Genomic DNA, 14,796 nt, shown 5'->3' with positions numbered 1-14,796 from the left:
GTCAGGGCCTCGGCCTCGTGGCGAGCTGCCAGGGCCGGCCCGCGCGCGGCGGGGGAGAGAGCTCGACCTCGAAGCGCTCCGACAGGCGCTCGGCGAGACCGTGGGGCGTACGCGGCGCCTCGGCCTGCACGAGCTCGCGCGTCACGAGGCCACGGGTGTGCTTTGCCATGTGCGACGCCCCCGGCACCGTGACGTGGACCCAGCGCTCGGCGCGCTCGCCCTGCGGACGCCACACGGCGGCATACGTGCTCGACCGGCAGTCGACGACGAGCTCACGCGGCTTCACGGCGGAGTCGAGCGCCTCGGGCAGCGCCCGGCGCCACTCCTTCGAGAGGTAGCCGACGTCGGGGAGGGTGCTGCAGATGTTGACGCGGTAGGGGGGAACCCGGTCGCCGAGGCGCAGCGCACCGAACAGGGCCGACACGACCACGATGCAGCGGTTCGCCCGCCTCTTCGAGGCCGGATCGAGAGAGTCGAGGTCGAGCGCCTGGTAGAGCACCCCGGTGTAGATGCTCGACGCGGACGCGGTCGGCGCGCTGGCGAGATGCACGTTGCCCGCGATGTCGTCGAGGAGGTTCGGGTTGACCTCGAGGGTGCGGGCGGCATGCGGTTCGTCGCTGACCCGGGCCACGGTCCTGACGAGGGCCTCCCGAAGCGGCGTCAGCTCCGGGAACGAGAGCGTGCCGAGATCGAGCGACCGTCCCCGCCGGGGCCGGTTCTTGCCCTCTGACGGCGGGAGCAGGATGAGCACGGGCGCCAGCCTAGGCAAACCGGACATCAAAGTCCCATCCCTCTCACGTGACGCGCGGCAGAGCGCCCGGCGCGCACCCTCACGCGGGCGTCCGGTGCGTAGGGTGGCGCCATGCCCCAGCGACACATCGTGTTCCGCCCGGCAACGCCGCCCGGCGACGTGGCACAGCAGCTTGCGGCGCGGTTCAAGGCGATCCGCCGGGAATTCGAGGTGCGGGAGGCGTTCCCGCCCGACGTGGTCGCCGAGGCCCGCGGCGCCGCGGATGCGGCCGAGCTGCCCGACCGCGACGAGACGGCGGTCCCCTTCATCACCGTCGACCCGCCGACCTCGATGGACCTCGACCAGGCGATGTGCATCGAGCGCCAGGGCGACGGCTACCGCGTGCGCTACGCCATCGCCGACGTGCCGGCTTTCGTCCGGGCCGGGGGAGCCGTCGACGCGGAGGCCCGCCGTCGCGGCCAGACCGTGTACTGCCCCGACGCTCGCGTTCAGCTCCACCCGAGCGAGCTGAGCGAGGGTGCCGCCAGCCTGCTGCCGGGGCAGGTGCGCCCCGCCTTCGTCTGGGACATGACGCTCGCCGCCGACGGTGAGGGCACGGCCGTCGAGGTCTACCGCGCCATGGTCCGCAGCGTCCGCCGGTACGACTACGAGCAGGTGCAGAAGGAGGTCGATGCCGGCACCGCCGAGGAGTGCCTCGTCCTGCTCAAGGAGGTGGGCGAGAAGCGGGTGCTGCTCGAGCGCAAGCGGGGCGGTGCGACGCTGCCCATGCCCGAGCAGGAGGTCGCGGAGGACGAGGACGGCCGCTTCCGCGTCTCGTTCCGCCCTCTGCTCGCCTCAGAGGACTGGAACGCCCAGATCTCCCTGCTCACCGGCATGGGCGCCGCGGACCTCATGCTCAGGGGCAATGTCGGCATCCTGCGCACCATGCCGCCGCCCGACCCTCGTGACCTCGAGCGCTTCCGTCGCCGGGCCGCGGCCGCGGGGGTGGGCTGGCCCGACGACCTGTCGTACGGCGAGCTGCTGCGCTCCCTCGACCACACGAACCCGCGGCACCTCGCCCTCATCCACGAGGCGACGACGCTCTTCCGCGGTGCCGGCTACACGCCCTTTGACGGGGCCCTTCCCGATCAGCCGAAGCACTCGGCCGTCGCCAACCCGTACGCGCACGTCACCGCGCCCCTGAGGCGCCTGGTCGACCGCTTCGGGCTCGTCGTCTGCGAGGCGCTCTCGGCCGGGCGTGAGGTGCCCGCCTGGGTGCGTGAGGCGCTCCCGACCCTGCCCGAGGCCATGACGGCCTCCGACCGCCGCACCAACGGAGTGGAGCGGTCCTGCACCGACGCCGTCGAGGCGGCCGAGCTGCACCCCTACGTCGGCCGCACACTCGACGGGGTCGTCGTCGACGAGAACCAGAAGGGTGTCGTGGTCCAGCTCATCGAGCTGGCCGTCGTCGCCAAGGCCTCCGGCTCGGCGAAGGCGGGGGAGACGGTGACCCTTCGCGTCGACGCCACTGACATCACGACCGGGACCATCTCACTGTCGCTCGCCTGAGCCACGCGCCCGGAGCGATGCGAGACCGGATCGGGTAGCGGCTTCAAATGGCGGAGGGGACCAGCCGTCAGCCGCCGGTCCCACCGGCTTCCGTCGTCGCGGACGCCTCACCGGCCGGCGTCGTCACGGTGCCGGCGCCCTGAGTGGCTTCCGGCGCGGCAGTCGTCGCCTCGGCGCCCGGAGTGTCGGCCGTCGGGTCGGTGCCGGTGGCGGGTGTCGTCTCCACGGGCGCCGGGGTGCCGGTCGTCGCGGTGGGCGTCGGCGCCGTGGAGGTCTCGGTGGAGGACCCGGGCGGTTCGGCGTCGGTCGAGCCGCTGTCCCGCTTCTCGCCCGTGCCGGTTCGGGCATCGTCGACGACCACCTGGCCCGACGTGCGGCCACCCAGGTCGGTGCCCGTCACCCGGGCGCCCGTGGCGAGCTGGAGACCGGCGAGGAAGGCCGCCGCTATCACGAAGACCGCAGCCGTGGCGGCGAGCACGCGCCGGGTCGTGGCCCGGTCGGGCCGCTTCCACCGTCGCTGGTCGACGAGCGCGACTGCGCCGCTACGCGAGCGCACGAGCACGACGGCGTCCTTGGCTCGCGCCATCGAGTTGGTGTAGAGACTGGCCGCGATGGCCGACACGATGCTCAGCACCGCGGCGCCGGCGATGGTGCCGACGACCCCCAGCCGGGAACCGAGTGCGGCCGCGGTGGCAGCCGCCATCGACCCGCCGAGCAGCTGGGTGAGGGAGAGGTCGAGCAGCTTCGCTCTGGGTCGGGCGTCCGGGTCACGGTCCGGGTGGTCACGGTCCGGGTGGCCATTGTCCGGGTGCGACTCGGCGGCGGGGTCGGCGTCCCCGGGTGTGAGGGGTCTGGTGTCGGGCAGGTCGTCTGTGCTCTGGTGCGTCATGTTCCTGAGGTCGGTCGCGGTCGTCGTCTCCCTTGCACGACGAACGAGCCGCACTGTTCGTTGACACTCGGCGACGGACGTGACCGGCATCACGTTGTGGGTCGCCGCGTGCGGCATGCCTCCGGGCCGCCCAGCCGAGGTGAAAGTCGTGACGAATCCGGCCCGATCGTTCTACGGTAAGCAGAGCGCAGGATCGTCGAGAGGAACCTTCGTGGACGTCTCGGTCTCGATCGGGGAGGGCAGGACAGTTGCCCGGTTGCAGGGCGAGGTCGACACGTACACCGTGCCCGACGTCCGGAGGGCGTTCGACGCCCTCGAGCTGGTCACGGGGGCGCAGGTGGTCGTGGACCTGCGCGGCGTGACCTTCCTCGACTCGTCCGGGCTCGGCGCCATCATCGGGCTCTACCACCGCGTCCAGGCGGCGGGGGCCCACCTGCAGCTCGTCAGCGCGGGCGTGACCCTGCGGCTCATCCGGCTGATGAACCTCGACCAGGTCATCGATGTCGTCACCGATGGCGAGGAGACAGCCGGCGGCCCCTCGCTGCGTCACGCGTAGGTCGGCTGCCTACCTCAGATCGCCGTCGGCGCGAGGGCGAGATGCAGCCGCACGCGCGTACGCGTGGGGTTGGCGTCGATGGTCAGGCGGTCGCTCAGGCGCTGGGCGATCCACAGGCCGCGGCCGCCCGTGGCGTGGTCGGCGGCTCGGAGGACCTCCGGCACCGTGCCCGTGCCGTCGGCGTCCTCGACGGTGAAGACGAGGGCGTCGGCGGTCTCGTCGATGTGCAGCACGCCGTGGCCGCCCCCGTGCACGATGCTGTTGACCGCCAGCTCGTGCACTGCCAGCACGGCATCGCTCACCCGCTCCGGGATGCGGTCGCCGGCGATGGTGCGGACCACGTCGCGCACGGCACGCAGGTCCTCCGGGCCGAACTCGACTCGGCCCAGCTCGTTCTCGCCGTCGATCGTGGACGTGCCCACCCTTGCCATGGTGCCACTTCTGACCCATCTGTGGGACGTGAGCCGTGTGCGACTGTAAGGATGGCCCCATGGACGCGACCGATCGGGACGCAGGCACTCCCGCGCCCTCGCAGGCCGCGCCACGGCTCGCGGCCCTCGCGCGGATCGCCGCGCACCTCGCCTCGGCGACAACGATGGACGACCTGACCGAGGTCATCACCGAACGGGCCTCGGGGGTGATGGGGGCATCGCGCGCCGTGCTGGCGGTGCGCGACGGCACGCAGCGCCTGCGCACCATCGGGACCCACGGACTGTCTGCCAGCCAGGCGCAGCGATGGGCCACCTTCGACCTGGACGTGTCGACACCGCTGACCGACGCCGTCCGCTCCTGCGAAACCCTGGTCCTGACGAGCCGCGAGGACATGCTCGAGCGCTACCCGCGCCTCGACGCCGACGGCGGCGAACGCTCCTCCGTCACGCTGCCGCTCATCTCGCCCATCACCGGCGACGCGGTAGGTGCCGTGGGTTTCCGGTTCGACGGGCGTGTGGGTCCACCCGACCCGGAGGAGCTCTCGGTCCTGCGGGTGCTCAGCGACATGTGCGCCCAGACGATGCTGCGCCTTCGCGCCGAGGAGCAGAGCGCCGCACGGGCGGCCCAGCTGGAGTTCCTCGCGGACGCCTCGCAGGCGCTCGCCGCGTCGCTCGACTACCGCCAGACGCTGCGCCAGGTCGCGTCGCTCGCCGTGCCCACGCACGCCGACTGGTGCTCGGTCCAGATGGTCGACGACGGGGTCCTGCGTACGCTCGCCGTCGCGCACGTCGACCCGGAGAAGGTGCAGCTCGCCAAGGAGCTCGAGACGCGGTGGCCGCCGGACCCCGACCGGCCCGGCGGCGCGGCGCAGGTCGCGCGCACCGGTCAGAGCCTGCTCATCGAGGTCGTCACCGACGAGATGCTCGTCGCGGGCGCGCGGGACGAGGAGCACCTGCGCGTCGCACGCGAGCTCGGGCTGCAGAGCGCGATGTCCGTGCCGCTCCTCGCGAACGACCGTGTCCTCGGCGTGCTCACCTTCGTCGCCGCCGAGTCGGGCCGGCGCTACACCCCAGACGACGTCGCCTTCGCGGAGGACCTCGCGCGCCGAGCGGGGCTCGCCATCGACAACGCCGACCTCTACTCCCAGACGCGGCGGGTCGCCTCCGTGCTCCAGGCGACGCTGCTGCCGCAGGACATGCCGGAGCTGTCCGGCTGGCGGTTCGGCACCATGTACCGCCAGGCCGGTCGCACCGAGGTCGGTGGCGACTACTACGACGTCACCGTGCTCGAGGACGGGCGTGTCGTCGCCGTCGTCGGCGACGTCATGGGCCGGGGTGTCGATGCAGCCGTCGCCGGCTCCCGCATGCGGTCGGCCGCGCGGGTGCTCGCGACGCAGGACCCGGAGCCCGGTGCGCTGGCCCGCGCCATGGACCGTTTCATGGCGGCCGAGCCGCCCACGCAGATGGCGTCCGCCGCCTACGTTCTCTTCGATCCGGCCCACGACTCGCTGTCGATGACCGTAGCCGGCCACCCGCCGCCCCTGCTCCTCCAGAACGGGCACAGCCGCTACGTCACCGAGGACGGCTCACCGGTGCACGGACTGGGCCTCGTCGAGCGTCCCACTGCCCGTATGCCGTTCTGCGAGGGCGACCTGCTGGTGCTGTACACCGACGGGCTGGTCGAACGGCGGGGGGAGAGCATCGACATCGGCCTCAAGCGTCTGCAGGATGCCGCCGAGGACCTCCTGGCGAACGTGGATCCGGACGCGGACCTGGACGACGTGCTGGGCGAGCTGCTCGAGGCCGTCACCGACCCCGACCGCCACGACGACGTCGCGGTCGTCGCGTTCCGCCGCGGCGACTGAGGCCGAGCGCACACAGCTGCCGGCAGCTCTGCCCGCACTGTCGCGCGTTGGGAGCACACGGCATACGCCTCTATGCTGGTGTGCGGATGAGTCGGCCAGACGGTCGCGTCAGGGCCTCGGCCCTGCCGAGGAACGTCCGGGCTCCACAGGGCAGGGTGGTGGCCAACAGCCACCCGGGGTGACCCGCGGGACAGTGCCACAGAGATCAGACCGCCGGCTGCTTCGGCAGCCGGTAAGGGTGAAACGGTGGTGTAAGAGACCACCAGCGCTCCAGGTGACTGGAGCGGCTCGGTAAACCCCACCCGGAGCAAGTCCAGACAGCGCACGTGCGAGACCGGCCCGGTCGAGTGCGCGGGTAGGACGCTCGAGCCGGCCAGCAATGGTCGGCCTAGATGGATGGCCGTCGCCGCGTCACCGGTAACGAGGACGCGGAACAGAACCCGGCGTATCGGCCGACTCATCCACTTTTGGGCCTCTGACCTGCGGTGATGTGTTTCGTCACCTCCGTCAGTCCGCAAATAGTCCGCAAAATTTCGAAGCACTCCGTCCACGGCGGCTCTGGTTCGCTCGTCGTTGTCGGGCCAGAGGTGGCTGTAGGTGTCGAGAGTCTCGCTGGCGCTGGCGTGGCCCAATCGGGCCTGGACGGTCTTGACCGACTCGCCGTGCCGGATGAGTAGCGATGCGTAGTAGTGGCGCAGCTCGTGGAACCGGATGGGTGGGACGCCGGCGTGCTTGAGCGCGCGGTTCCACTCGGTCCAGAACGCCGATCGACGTAGCGGGGCGCTGACGTTGTTCGTGAACACGAGGGTGGTCGAGGGGTAGGCCTGCAGGTGAGCTCGCAGGGCGTCGGCTACGACGGTCGGCAGGGGGACGACCCGGACGCTGGCTTGTGACTTGGGTGGCCCGAAGAACGGCTCGCGGCCGTTGACGTTGATGAGCTGTCGGTTGACGAGGACGGTCCGGCGCTCGAGGTCGAGGCGGTCGACGGTGAGGCCGAAGATCTCGCCTTGGCGCAGGCCGGTGCCGGCGGCCAGGATGACCAGGGCCTGATGTCGTCGGGGCATGTGCTGGACAATGGCGGCAAGCTGGTCCTCGGTGATCGGCTGGACCTTGGGCTTCGTGACTTTGGGCAGCTTGGTCCCGGTGCAGGGATTGGAGACGATCCGCCGGTCGGCGACGGCGGACTTCAGGATGCCGGACAGGATGCGGTGTGCCACCCCGACGGTGGACGGCGCCAGGGTCTGGCTGAGCTGCTTGGCCCACCTCTGGATGTCGGCCGGCTGGATGGTGGCGAGTCGCATGCCGCCGAGGTGAGGGTCGATGTAGCGGCGGACCACGCCTGCCATCTGATCCGCCGTCGTCGGTAGGTGCACCTGCCGGCTCAGCCACTCGTGCGCGTACTCCTGAAGCGTGATGCGGCCGGCCTGAGGGTCGACGTAGCGACCTTCGAGAAGCGCTTGGCTGGTCTCGTGAGCCAGCGCTGGGCGTCGACCTTGCGAACGAACTGCTTCGTCCGCTCGCGCCCGGATGCGTCGCGGTAGCGGGCGCGCCACTTGCCGTCAGGCCGCCGAGCGATGTTGCCCATCGCGGCGACTAGCGCTGATCGGCGTACTGCTCAGCCACCCAAGACGTCACGTCGTCGGCCAGGTACAGCACACCACCGGTGTGGGGCACTGTCGGTACAGGAAGTGGGCGGCCAATCTCGAGGGAGTGAACCCGACGCAGGCGCGGAAGGCGGACACGCGGAGGACCTCTGACTCGAGTGCCCAAGCGCGGCGGGAAGAGACGCACTGGGTCACGGCTTCCAGACCTACAGACCGCACAAGGTCAGGGATCCAGTCGGTGCCTCAGCTTCTGGGGTGCGCAGAACCGGTAGCTCTCGGTCACCAGCTCGGCGACCTCGTCCCAGTCGGTGTCGTCGTCGAGCACCATGCCGACGACGGTGGGCGACCACGGCGGCTGGTAGAACGGCGGCCCGGCGTTGGCCAGGGCCGACAGCTCGGCGCCGGATGACCGGAAGGTCAGCACCGTGGTCGGTGCGGTCACCCCGGTCACGTCGCGGTACGCCGACGTGTAACCCTCCTGGGCGACCAGGACGTGGGCGAAGGTCTTGTTCCGGACCCGCCACCGTACGCCGGTCCAGGCGTCCTCCTCGTACGCGTCGGGCAATGCCAGGGCAGTGGAGCCGATGCGCGCGACGACGTCGCCGGAGGGCTCGATGCGCGGCGGCCTGGACACGCCCCGAGTCTGCCAGCGCCTGCCGACAGGTGGTCGCGGTCCTGTGCATCCCCACTGGCCAATGCCGTCATGGGGGGACGGTCCCGCATGTAGCGCGAACCAGGGCGCTCATTTCGAGGGCGACATCTCCCACTGACGCCGACCCCGACAGCCCACCTGCACGGCATACGTGCGCGGTCGCCGCTCGATCAGCTGCGTCCGGGACACCGCGGCGTCAACTCCCTTCTGCGGGGTCGATGTCTGGTCTTGCGCGGTGCAGCCGCACAGCGTGCCGCAGGACACCGTCGGCAGCCGAGGCGTCAGCCTCCACCTCAACGACGAACGGCTCGACGACCGTCACCTGGGTGGGTGCCGCTGAGCCCCAAGCGAAGGAGCGCTGGAAGGTCTCGCCGGTAGGACGCAGCAAGGGAGCTAATCCGCGGCCGGCAGCCTGGGACAGCGAGGTCGTCGAGCCGGCGGTGACCGGCTGACCGTCCTCGCTGTCACCGGGGAACGCGAGGACCAACGCGCTCGGAGAGAGCGCGTCCCCAGTGAATCCGATCGCGAGCATGTCCAGCGTCTGCTTGGCCTTGACCTCCCACCAGACTCGCTGACCCGGCACCGTCGGGTACGTGCCGCCGGCGTCCTTCCCGACCAGACCCTCGATGCCACCCGCCGTCAGCGTGCGGAACCACTCCCGAGCCAGCGCGAGGTCGTCAGTCTGCTGGCAGAGCACGATGGGAGAAGCCATGCCGCGCAGAGCCGCCTCGAGGAGGGCACGTCGTTCCCGCAGTGGCCGCCCTCGCAGGTCCCGCGTCCCAGCGGCGAGCACATCGAAGACGACGAACTGCGCGGGCCGTCGCGCGGCGACCGCGCGGATCCGGCGCCCGGCCGTCATGCGGGCCTGCAGTCCCTCGAAGTCCAGCCGACCGGCAGCCGGGTCCCAGGCGATGAGCTCTCCATCGAGCACGAGGTCGTCGGGCAGTCGCGCGGCCAGGACGGGGGTGAGGTCAGGGAACAGCGCGGTGAGGTTGGTGCCGTTGCGCGAGTAGATGCGTCCGCCACCGACCAGTGCTCGGTAGCCGTCCCACTTCGGCTCCCACACCAGATCTCTGGCTCCCGAAGGGACGAGGTCATCGACGAGCCGCGCCAACGCGACCGGTGCTTGTAACGACACCACACCCATGTCTTCCACCCTGCACCATTTCCCTGCTGGGGGATGGCGGCTGATACGGCAGCACCCAAACGTCCTAACTCAAGCTCCCGGGGAGATGTTGCTGCCCACGCACGATCCACTGAGCCCATCCGGTCACCGCGGCCTCGTACGCGGCGGTGTGACGCTTCCTTCAGCTTGCGCCGAGGGCCTGGAGAGAGTGTGACCACGATGACAAACAACCCGGTGATCTGGTAGCCGCCGACCGTGGTGGGATTCGCGACCACCGGACCGGGTGCCGCCCGCGTCTACCAAGAACAAGACGCGATAGCGAATCCTCCGCTGTCGGCGTTCTCCGAGACCAATCGCCCGTCCACGCTGATCCAGCATTTGACGTCGCCCGCGGCCCGAGAGCCCGGCGTGTGGCGCGTCCTCACTGCGAAGTGCTGGCCGGGGGTCGAGGGGTCAATCGTGAAGGTTTCTACGAACGAGCCGTCGCGTTCCGAGGTCGTTGTGGGTGTCGTGAGGCGCGACTCAATGTCCATACCGGAGGCCCCGACAGTGACCACTTGGCCGCCACCCGACGTGCGCTCCATCGGCTCCGAATCCGGCGTCGACGAGCACGCGGACATGGCAATGACGACAGCAATGGTCCCGATGGGGATCCCGCGCATCCACGAGACGGTACGCGCGGCTGCGATGTCTGACCACCAGGCCGCCGGCAGGTGCAGGAGCATCGAGGCCAGCGCCACCCGCATCCCCCGTCCCGCGATGCCGCATAGCCAACCGCACCTCGCGATCACCCCATCGACGGCGTCCGCCGCAATCACGGGATACCACCGCATCCAGCACACCGGCCCCAAAGGAGTGCGCCCAGCTCGCGGCGGATAGACGCATCTTCGCGACCGTGCAAAGCGTGGCGTTGGAAGGCGTTTTGCGCCGAGCGATCTGCCAGCCCTCTGCGCTAGCGTCTCAGGTTAGGGGCCGACGCCATTGGCTGCCTCCGCCAGTGTGCGCTTGTGGGCGTTCGGTCTCACCGGGTGGTCCGTTTCCGGCCCCTCAAGGCCGGCCGTCGTGCCACAGGAGATAGACCAGGTAGGCAAGTACGGCGAGGCCGGCGAGGGTGACGATGGCGTTCTCGATCACGGCCGCTCCTCGATTGCGGATGGGCCCGAGGCTGGTTGTTGGCGACCTGACGACTCGTTCTGACGCGTTGTGGACACCCAACATGGTCGAACGGTCTGTCCGCGGCCCTAGACTCGCGCGCTGTGACTACGCAACAGCGCGAGCGCACCCCGTTCACCAGGTGGCTGCTTGACGCCGACGAGGCCGACACCGGCGGCTACTACGAGAGCGAACGTGAGGCCACCGCCAAGGCGCACGTGCAGCCGTGGTGGCGCGTCATGTGCCTGACCGGCGTCGACTACTTCTCCACCCTCGGCTACCAACCCGGGATCGCCGCGTTGGCCGCCGGGGCGCTGTCGCCGGTGGCGACGCTGGTGCTCGTTTTGATCACGGTCTTCGCCGCCTTGCCGATGTACCGCCGCGTCGCGGAAGAGAGCCCGCACGGCGACGGCAGCCTGTCGATGCTCGAACGGCTGCTGTCGTACTGGCCGAGCAAGGTGCTGGTGCTGTGCCTCATCGGGTTCGTCGCCACCGGGTTCATCATCACGATCACCCTGTCGGCAGCGGATGCCACTGCGCACCTGATCGAGAACCCGTACCTGCACCACGCGCTCGAGGGTCGCAACGTGGCCGTGACCCTCGCGCTGCTCGTCGCCCTGGCCGGAGTGTTCCTCAAGGGCTTCAAGGAGGCGATCGGTGTCGCCGTGGTGCTCGTCGTCGCCTATCTCGGTCTGAGCCTGGTCGTCATCGCCCGCGCCGCGGTCGAGCTGGGCGATCACCCGACGGCGTTCAGCGACTGGGCCACGGCGATGACCTCGGCTCACGCTGCCCCGTTCGGGATCATCGGCGCGGCCCTGCTCGTGTTCCCCGCCCTGGCGCTGGGGCTGTCCGGCTTCGAGACCGGCGTCGTCGTCATGCCCCTCGTCAAGGGCGACGCGCGCGACACCGAGGCCCACCCGGCCGGTCGGATCCGCAACGCGAAGAAGCTGCTCACCACGGCGGCCTTGATCATGAGCGTCATGCTGCTCGGCAGCTCCCTGGTGACGACGCTGCTGATTCCGCACGAGCTGTTCGAGCCCGGCGGCGAGGCCAACGGGCGTGCGCTCGCGTACTTGGCGCACGAGCTGTTCGGTGACGCGTTCGGCAGCGTCTACGACGCGGCCACGATCGGCATCCTCTGGTTCGCCGGGGCATCGGCCATGGCCGGGCTGCTGAACATCGTGCCGCGCTACCTTCCTCGCTATGGGATGGCCCCGGATTGGGCGCGGTCCACCCGCCCGCTCGTGCTGGTCCTGTCGTTCATCGCGGCCGTGGTGACCCTCGCGTTCGGCGCGAGCGTCGACCAGCAGGCCGGCGCCTACGCCACCGGCGTCCTCGCGCTGATGACCTCCGCGGCGATCGCCGTGTTCCTGGCCGAGCTGCGCCGGGGCCACCGTGGCACCGCCGTGTTCTTCGCCGGCGTCAGCGCCGTGTTCGTGTACACGTTCGCCGTCACGATCGTCGACCGCCCCGAGGGCCTGCTCATCGCCGGCGTCTTCATCGCCCTCATCGTCGTGATCAGCGTCTGGTCCCGCATCGCCCGCTCCACCGAGCTGCGCGTGCTGCAGGTGGTCTACGACGACGGTGCCCGAGCGATGCTCGACGACGCTGCCGCCGGCCCGCAGCCGATGCGCTTCATCGCCAACAAGCGCCAGGCCGGGGACCGGGAGGAGTACCGCGAGAAGTCGCTGGAGATCCGGATGTTCAACCACCTCAACGCCCGGCAGAGCACGATCTTCCTCGAGGTCGAAATCAGCGACGCCAGCGACTTTGAGACGACCGTGCTGGTGACGTCCGAGGTGGTCGGCGGCCACCGCGTGCTTCGCGCGACCGGGCCCTCGGTGCCGAATGTCCTGGCCGCCGTGCTGCTCGACGTCCGCGACCGGGTGAGCAAGCCGCCACACGCGTACTTCGAGTGGAGCCAGAAGGCCCCGGGCCAGAACGTGCTGCGATTCCTCATTGCCGGCGAGGGCGACGTCCCACCGCTCGTGCACGAGATCCTGCGCCGCGCCGAGCCCGAGGAGAGCCGACGTCCGCACATCCACGTCGGCGGCTGACGCGGCCGTCCTGGTTCGAGACCTCATGCGCGAGCGGCCTCCGCGTGCTCCTCGGTGTCGGCCGCAAGGTGGTACGGGACGCTGGTTACGACGACGCCGGGCAGGGTGAGCAGCCGCAGCTTGAGCCGCAGGGCGCTCTGGTTGTGCAGGATGCCCTCCCACCAGCGGTCGACGACGTACTCGGGGATGAAGACGACGACGAGGTCGTGCGAGCATCGCGACGGGGAACGCCTTCGACGACGGGACGCAGCACCGGGGCTGGTTGGTGGGCAACTTCATCGAGCCACCGGACTCCGTGGCGAGCACGGGTGACGTCGAGATCAAGTGGGGCACGCATACTGCGGGCGAGGAACGCGCCGAGTGGACCACCGGCGAAACGCGGACGTCGATGCTCATCTTGATCTCGGGACGGTTCCTCCAGCGGCTCCCGGATCGTGAGGTGGAGCTGACCCGGCAGGGCGACTATGTGCTGTGGGGTCCCGGCGTGGTTCACGCATGGAAGGCACTCGAGGACTCGGTAATGATGACCGTTCGGTGGCCCTCGGTCTGACGTCCGTTCAGCAGGTCGTCGAGGACTCCGCCGGCTCGTCGCCCGGGTCGGCCCGACGGAGCTCGCGACGAAGCGCCGCTTCATCCATCCCCAGCAGCAGAGCCGCGCGGCCGTGACCAGAGGTGCGCACGAGAGTTCGTTGCGCCCGGACGAGCTTGGCGTCTGCCTGGGCAAGGCGGCTCAGGACTCGCTCGCGCGCTTTCGTGTTCGCTTCCACCTCACGGAGTGCATCGGACTCGGCCCGCTGGGCCTCGAGCAAACGCTGACGAGCGCTGGCGTTTACTGGGTGTCGCATGTGGTGATCCTTCCGTCGTCTCGGCGCTACGGCCCGTCCGGGGTCACCCTTGGTTGGTTAACGCGCCGCGGTCAGGAGTCGGGCGGGCAGCCACTGCTGCGCCAGGGCCTCGTCGTCCTCGATGACGTATGCGACGAAGCCCCACCAGCCGTCGTCTCGTCGAGTCCAGTCGAGGATGAGCCCCGGATGCGGCCCGGGCGCGGAAGCAGGTCCATCGACCCAGCAGTGTGGGCGTGCCGGCGTCGGCAAAGGGATGGGGTGCTGCTTCCCTCGTCCCATCCCGCCGGCCATAGGTCCAGTGTCGCGCAATGTCGAACAGGCGTTCGATACCTTTCAGGATTGCCGCAGCGAAGGTGAGCGCAAGCGAGCGCGGGTCCAACCGTCGAACCACGGCTCGTGGTCTCGACGTGGGCCGACACGAGGTGCACATTGAACAACCGACTCCTCTCGCTGGAGTCGCATCTGGCTCGCCAAATGACCGTCGACGGTGAGCCTTCCCTCGATGCGCAGCACCGATCGATGACGGTCGCGGGCGCAGACACCGCGCGTCTGTGACGCCACACTCCGCCGATCCAGTATCGGCAGATCGTCCACTCCCTGATCATGGGCACAGCCAGTCGCGACGTGCATGCAGTTCAGATTCCAGACGCCATCACGGCGTACGTCGAACGGCTGTGAGGCTTGCCGGGAGCCAGGTGATGGGCGGTGCGATGAGGATGAGCGCCGCGTCGACAACCCAGGGCCCTGTTGCGCCGGGCGGAGCTCTCAGGACGAGTGACTTGATCTCTTCGACGCCAAAGGGCTCGACCAACTGCGGGTCCCACCCGAGGCGCCCGCGGTCGCAATGGGTGCCAAGCCACCCAGCGGGCGTTCAGTTCGCATGAGCACTTGACGGGCCCCTCATGTCGAGGTGTGCCGGGTCACGCCTTGACGGCGAGGACGGGGCATGTCGCCTCGAGCAGGATGCGTTGGGCGAGACTTCCCATGATGAGCTTGCCGACGGGGGTGCGGCGTCTCAGGCCCAGCACGAGGAGCCGCGCGTCGTTTTCCTGTGCGATCTGGACGACTGCATCGCTCGGGTCGCTGAGCTGCGAGTGCCCAATACCGATGGTGAGCCCCTCTTCGTCGAGCTGGTTCGCTGTGGGGCCGAGCTGCTCTCGGACCTCCTCGACGGTCACCGGTCCGGAGCCGGCCGCCACTGCGATGACGAGGTCCTCGAGGCGAAGCAGTGCCTCTTGGGCTCCCGCAAGGAGTGCGGCGCGGCCAGGCGGGGTTGCTGAGTGAACGACGGCAATGGTCATGGGGTGCTCCTTGGCTCGG

At 70.0% G+C, this 14,796-nt stretch carries 12 protein-coding genes, 1 other RNA gene and 2 pseudogenes; 6 read left to right on the top strand and 9 right to left on the bottom strand.

Features of this window, described 5'->3' with window-relative positions; genetic code table 11:
- Position 1: 1 nt before the first annotated feature.
- A complete protein-coding gene (locus H9I49_RS08165; protein ID WP_188029862.1) occupies positions 2-751 on the bottom strand; it encodes a peroxide stress protein YaaA in 750 nt (249 codons plus the stop codon).
- Positions 752-862: 111 nt separating this feature from the next.
- Here H9I49_RS08165 and H9I49_RS08160 point away from each other — a divergent pair, with 111 nt between their 5' ends.
- Positions 863-2,299 (top strand): RNB domain-containing ribonuclease, encoded by a 1,437-nt coding sequence (locus tag H9I49_RS08160; protein WP_188029861.1) that lies wholly within the window; start codon positions 863-865, stop codon positions 2,297-2,299.
- Positions 2,300-2,366: 67 nt separating this feature from the next.
- Here the strand turns inward: H9I49_RS08160 and H9I49_RS08155 are convergent, their stop codons facing one another.
- Positions 2,367-3,188 (bottom strand): hypothetical protein, encoded by an 822-nt coding sequence (locus H9I49_RS08155; RefSeq protein ID WP_188029860.1) that lies wholly within the window; start codon positions 3,186-3,188, stop codon positions 2,367-2,369.
- Between the two features lie 211 nt (positions 3,189-3,399).
- Between H9I49_RS08155 and H9I49_RS08150 the strand changes: the two genes are divergently transcribed.
- Complete coding sequence (locus H9I49_RS08150; RefSeq protein WP_188029859.1) at positions 3,400-3,744, top strand: STAS domain-containing protein; 345 nt, start codon at positions 3,400-3,402, stop codon at positions 3,742-3,744.
- A 14-nt stretch (positions 3,745-3,758) separates the two neighbouring features.
- Here the strand turns inward: H9I49_RS08150 and H9I49_RS08145 are convergent, their stop codons facing one another.
- Positions 3,759-4,166, bottom strand: a complete 408-nt coding sequence (locus H9I49_RS08145; protein WP_188029858.1) for an ATP-binding protein — start codon at positions 4,164-4,166, stop codon at positions 3,759-3,761.
- A 68-nt stretch (positions 4,167-4,234) separates the two neighbouring features.
- On the opposite strand from H9I49_RS08145, the gene H9I49_RS08140 reads away from it, so the two are divergent.
- Together H9I49_RS08140 and rnpB are read left to right on the top strand one after the other, a co-directional pair.
- The gene (locus H9I49_RS08140) at positions 4,235-6,040 is read left to right on the top strand and encodes a GAF domain-containing SpoIIE family protein phosphatase (RefSeq protein WP_188029857.1); all 1,806 of its coding nucleotides are present in this window, start codon (positions 4,235-4,237) and stop codon (positions 6,038-6,040) included.
- 87 nt (positions 6,041-6,127) lie between these two features.
- Positions 6,128-6,504, top strand: an RNA gene (rnpB, locus tag H9I49_RS08135) — RNase P RNA component class A.
- A 180-nt stretch (positions 6,505-6,684) separates the two neighbouring features.
- Here rnpB and H9I49_RS24395 read toward each other — a convergent pair.
- The 4 genes and pseudogenes from H9I49_RS24395 to H9I49_RS08115 all read right to left on the bottom strand — a co-directional run.
- Positions 6,685-7,413, bottom strand: a pseudogene (locus H9I49_RS24395) (tyrosine-type recombinase/integrase); the annotation flags it as partial.
- A gap of 8 nt (positions 7,414-7,421) precedes the next feature.
- Entirely contained in the window at positions 7,422-7,625 is a 204-nt protein-coding gene (locus H9I49_RS08125) for a hypothetical protein (RefSeq protein WP_188029856.1), read from the bottom strand.
- Between the two features lie 242 nt (positions 7,626-7,867).
- Complete coding sequence (locus tag H9I49_RS08120; protein WP_188029855.1) at positions 7,868-8,278, bottom strand: MmcQ/YjbR family DNA-binding protein; 411 nt, start codon at positions 8,276-8,278, stop codon at positions 7,868-7,870.
- A gap of 214 nt (positions 8,279-8,492) precedes the next feature.
- Complete coding sequence (locus tag H9I49_RS08115; protein WP_188029854.1) at positions 8,493-9,443, bottom strand: ATP-dependent DNA ligase; 951 nt, start codon at positions 9,441-9,443, stop codon at positions 8,493-8,495.
- 1,235 nt (positions 9,444-10,678) lie between these two features.
- On the opposite strand from H9I49_RS08115, the gene H9I49_RS08110 reads away from it, so the two are divergent.
- Entirely contained in the window at positions 10,679-12,631 is a 1,953-nt protein-coding gene (locus H9I49_RS08110; protein WP_188029853.1) for an amino acid transporter, read from the top strand.
- A 23-nt stretch (positions 12,632-12,654) separates the two neighbouring features.
- Here H9I49_RS08110 and H9I49_RS23820 read toward each other — a convergent pair.
- Positions 12,655-12,867, bottom strand: a pseudogene (locus tag H9I49_RS23820) (hypothetical protein); the annotation flags it as partial.
- 29 nt (positions 12,868-12,896) lie between these two features.
- Between H9I49_RS23820 and H9I49_RS08105 the strand changes: the two are divergent.
- On the top strand, positions 12,897-13,181 hold the full coding sequence (locus H9I49_RS08105) for a signal peptidase I (protein WP_370587484.1): 285 nt from the start codon (positions 12,897-12,899) through the stop codon (positions 13,179-13,181).
- Between the two features lie 1,215 nt (positions 13,182-14,396).
- Here H9I49_RS08105 and H9I49_RS08095 read toward each other — a convergent pair.
- Positions 14,397-14,777, bottom strand: coding sequence for a universal stress protein (locus H9I49_RS08095; protein WP_188029851.1), 381 nt, complete (start codon positions 14,775-14,777; stop codon positions 14,397-14,399).
- Positions 14,778-14,796: the final 19 nt, after the last annotated feature.

Source organism: Terrabacter sp. MAHUQ-38, from assembly GCF_014518425.1.
Taxonomy (GTDB): Bacteria; Actinomycetota; Actinomycetes; order Actinomycetales; family Dermatophilaceae; genus Terrabacter.
The sequence above is the reverse complement of the archived record's forward strand: the minus strand, read 5'-3'. Positions and strand labels throughout refer to the sequence as shown.

Excerpts from the sequence above, each read along its gene's own strand:
- H9I49_RS08115 (WP_188029854.1), bottom strand. The coding sequence starts at position 9,443 with ATGGGTGTGGTGTCGTTACAAGCACCGGTCGCGTTGGCGCGGCTCGTC.
- H9I49_RS08125 (WP_188029856.1), bottom strand. The coding sequence starts at position 7,625 with ATGGGCAACATCGCTCGGCGGCCTGACGGCAAGTGGCGCGCCCGCTAC.
- H9I49_RS08095 (WP_188029851.1), bottom strand. The coding sequence starts at position 14,777 with ATGACCATTGCCGTCGTTCACTCAGCAACCCCGCCTGGCCGCGCCGCA.
- H9I49_RS08155 (WP_188029860.1), bottom strand. The coding sequence starts at position 3,188 with ATGACGCACCAGAGCACAGACGACCTGCCCGACACCAGACCCCTCACA.
- H9I49_RS08140 (WP_188029857.1), top strand. The coding sequence starts at position 4,235 with ATGGACGCGACCGATCGGGACGCAGGCACTCCCGCGCCCTCGCAGGCC.
- H9I49_RS08160 (WP_188029861.1), top strand. The coding sequence starts at position 863 with ATGCCCCAGCGACACATCGTGTTCCGCCCGGCAACGCCGCCCGGCGAC.